We start from the raw sequence: 2,251 nt of genomic DNA, 5'->3' as shown, positions 1-2,251 counted from the left end.
AAATGATAATCAAAAAAATACAATCAAAGATTTATTAGAGGCTTTTATTCTAAAGAATAATTTGCAAAAGCAATTAGCGGTTTAATAGTTAAAAAAGTGAAATAATGACAACGCAAGAAATCTATATCGTAGAGCCTTCTACATCGGAAGAAGCGAAAGCATTGAAAGCTTTTGCAAAAGCTTTGAAAATGAAAATTACACGACAAAATACCGAAAACACCGATTCTACAGAAGATGTAAAAGCGAGTTTGAAACAGGCTGTAACAGAACTAAATCTGATAAAAGAGGGAAAACTAAAAGGAATTTCTGCCAAAGAATTATTGGATGAGTTATAATATTATTGCAACGCCGGAATTTCTGAAAGAAGCCAAAAAACCTGGAAAGAAATACCGTTCGTTGAAAGAGGATTTAGCTGTTTTAATTGAAGAATTACAACAAAATCCTACCTTAGGAACTGCTTTAGCCGATAATTGTTACAAAATACGTTTGGCAATAAAGTCGAAAGGTAAAGGTAAAAGCGGCGGAGCAAGAGTAATAACGCATCTTTTTATTGAAAATGAAACGATTTATCTACTTTCTCTTTACGATAAAAGCGAACAAGATTCTATCTCCGATAAAGAAATAAAGGATTTACTAAAACTGATAAAATAACAAAAGGCAAACCTTAGTTTGCCTTTTGCTTTATTATGAATTATTTGTAATTAATATGTTGTATAATAACAACACTTCTGATACACTACCCTAATTATTATTCTTTTCGATTTATTTCTTCGGATAATCGTTTAATCAAATAACCTGCAAGTTTTCCATTTATAGGTAAAGGTAGGGTTAGTGATGCTAACTGATATTCTCCATATTTTTCATTATTAATATCTTTTAATACAAAATACGATGGTACTCCTCTTACAAATTCTGCATTTGGAACTTTAGTTATTAAATTTGTATGATATTTTTTTAAATCAAATATAGGTTCTGCTTCAGATAATAATTTATTAGATTTCTTTTTATCTTTTCGTTGTTTTCTAGTCTGTTTAATATTATTTATGAAGCGAACTTCATTTACAGAGTCTAAATCATCTAAAGCTATATAATATTCTTTATAAAAATCTTTTTTCTCTGTTTCAATAATAAGATAAAAATATTTATCTTCTAGAGAGTATAAAATAATTTTATGATTCTCATTATTAAACAATTTGAAAACTTTTTCTGCATTATTTCTACTTTTTGATATAGAACTAAATTCATCATTAATTTGAGCTATACAAATTGAAGAAAGAAAAAGTAAAAAATATAATATTTTCATTTTATAAACTATTTAGTAAGAGGTATTTTTTTAGGGTCTTTTATATGTCCTTCAGAATAACCTCCATGATCTTTCCCATCTCTTTGAGGCATACCTAATAATCGTCTTATTAGATTATCTGCTCGTATAGCATTTGAATTATTATCTGCAGGAGTAAGTTTTCTAGCAGATGGGATACCATGTCCAAATAATTCATGTCCAGAAGTAGAACTTCTTTCATTACCAGATACATTTGAATTTATAAAAGAATGAGAACCATTTTTGGTTGGAACATTAAAACCTTCTTTACCTAACCCTGTTACTAGACTTGTACTTAATTTATCATCTATTACCATTGCATCTCCAACTCCAGACTGAATACTATTCATATGCTCTTTAAATGCTGCAGCACCTTCTGTAGATGTAAACTCTCCGCTCATATATTCAATAGTATGTATTTCTTTTGAATTAATTGTATTTGTTACTATATCAACATAAGCCTTCTCATCTTCATTCATATCAACTCCTGATAAAGCAGAAGCTAAATCTTTTGAGTTTATGGATTTAAATTCCTTTCCTTTAACATCAATAAGTCCTCTTAGTTTACTGAATTTATCATCTTTTAAAACATTATGAATATCTTCTTTCATTTTCCCTACATCTTCTTTGGTTTGACCTCTAATAATATCTTCTGCAATCATTCCATCAGGGTCTATAAATCTTAGGGGATTATTGAGAGCGTAAGTATAAGGTGAATATCTTCTGCTAAGTTCAGCAGCAGGGTCGATATTGAACCATCTCCCTATTGCAGGGTCGTAGTTACGTGCGCCGTAGTCGTATAAGTTGATGTCTAAGTCAGTTTGCAGTTCTTTGCCGTTGTATTTGTATTCCTACATCCCTATACACTTCAAATTTCCAACACTTCTTCAGTTTTTAATGAACGCTTCATTATCACTCAAATATAATAAA

4 protein-coding genes and 1 pseudogene are annotated in these 2,251 nt (G+C 29.6%); 2 read left to right on the top strand and 3 right to left on the bottom strand.

The window, feature by feature from the left end:
• The first annotated feature begins 104 nt into the window (after positions 1 to 104).
• A complete protein-coding gene (locus N5D03_RS14755) occupies positions 105 to 335 on the top strand; it encodes a hypothetical protein (protein WP_219035473.1) in 231 nt (76 codons plus the stop codon).
• Positions 325 to 651 carry a type II toxin-antitoxin system RelE/ParE family toxin gene (locus N5D03_RS14750; protein WP_280052097.1) on the top strand — a complete coding sequence of 109 codons (327 nt, stop codon included), beginning with the start codon at positions 325 to 327 and terminating at the stop codon, positions 649 to 651. Before N5D03_RS14755 ends, N5D03_RS14750 begins: the two co-directional genes overlap by 11 nt.
• Positions 652 to 748: 97 nt before the next feature.
• Here the strand turns inward: N5D03_RS14750 and N5D03_RS14745 are convergent, their stop codons facing one another.
• The 3 genes and pseudogenes from N5D03_RS14745 to N5D03_RS14735 form a co-directional block, all read right to left on the bottom strand.
• The gene (locus tag N5D03_RS14745) at positions 749 to 1,303 is read right to left on the bottom strand and encodes a hypothetical protein (protein ID WP_280052095.1); all 555 of its coding nucleotides are present in this window, start codon (positions 1,301 to 1,303) and stop codon (positions 749 to 751) included.
• 8 nt (positions 1,304 to 1,311) lie between these two features.
• Entirely contained in the window at positions 1,312 to 1,983 is a 672-nt protein-coding gene (locus N5D03_RS14740; RefSeq protein WP_280052093.1) for a hypothetical protein, read from the bottom strand.
• Between the two features lie 9 nt (positions 1,984 to 1,992).
• Positions 1,993 to 2,157: pseudogene (locus N5D03_RS14735) on the bottom strand (RHS repeat-associated core domain-containing protein); the annotation flags it as partial.
• Between the last annotated feature and the right edge of the window lie 94 nt (positions 2,158 to 2,251).

The organism is Empedobacter sp. GD03861 (assembly GCF_029840885.1).
Lineage (GTDB): Bacteria > Bacteroidota > Bacteroidia > Flavobacteriales > Weeksellaceae > Empedobacter > Empedobacter falsenii_B.
Note: the sequence above shows the minus strand (reverse complement) of the source record. Positions and strands in the feature narration are given on the sequence as shown.